The sequence below is a fragment of the Aeromonas sp. S41-2 genome (assembly GCF_027705845.1).
GTDB classification, from domain to species: domain Bacteria; phylum Pseudomonadota; class Gammaproteobacteria; order Enterobacterales; family Aeromonadaceae; genus Aeromonas; species Aeromonas hydrophila.
Genome location: NZ_JAPDCG010000028.1, coordinates 1 through 836 on the forward strand (window position 1 = coordinate 1; position 836 = coordinate 836).

Sequence of the window (836 nt, forward strand, 5' to 3'; positions counted from 1 at the left end):
ACCAGCTGGGCAGCGGTCTTCTTGTTGGTGGTGATGGCCAGGATCCAGGCTTTCGGGAAGTACTTGCGGATGGCCTTGGCAGACTTGCCGCCTTCGGTGGCAACCACGATCAGCGGGGCGTCCAGCTTCTCGGAGGTCTCTACCGCGCCTTTGCAGACCGCTTCGGTGATGCGCAGCTTGTTGCTGTCGTTGGCAGCAGACAGGTTGGACGGCATCACGGCATCGGTACGCTCGCAGATGGTGGCCATGATGGTCACGGCTTCCAGCGGGTACTTGCCCTTGGCGGATTCACCGGACAGCATGACTGCATCGGTACCGTCCAAGATGGCGTTGGCCACGTCGCCGGCTTCGGCGCGGGTCGGACGCGGGTTCTTGATCATGGAGTCCAGCATCTGGGTGGCGGTGATGACCACTTTGCGGGCTTTGTTGCACTTCTCGATGATCATCTTCTGGGCGAAGATCACTTCTTCAACCGGGATCTCGACACCCATGTCGCCACGAGCAACCATGATGCCGTCGGAGACCGCCAGGATCTCGTCGAAGTTGTCCAGGCCTTCCTGGTTTTCGATCTTGGAGATGATCTGGATGTTCTCGCCACCGTGGGCTTTCAGGTGCTCACGGATTTCCAGCACGTCTTCTTTCTTGCGAATGAAGGAGGCGGCAACGAAATCAACGCCTTGCTCGCAACCGAAGATCAGGTCGCGTTTGTCTTTCTCGGCCAGGGCCGGCAGCTTGATGGAGACGCCCGGCAGGTTGATGCCCTTGTTCTCGCCCAGATCGCCGTTGTTCAGTACTTTACAGATGACTTCGCGCTCGGTGATCTCGATGACGTCCAG

1 protein-coding gene is annotated in these 836 nt (G+C 59.0%); it reads right to left on the reverse strand.

The window, feature by feature from the left end:
• Window positions 1–836, reverse strand: an 836-nt coding sequence (gene pyk, locus OKC44_RS22090) for a pyruvate kinase (RefSeq protein WP_270815104.1), incomplete at both ends; no start/stop codon positions are given.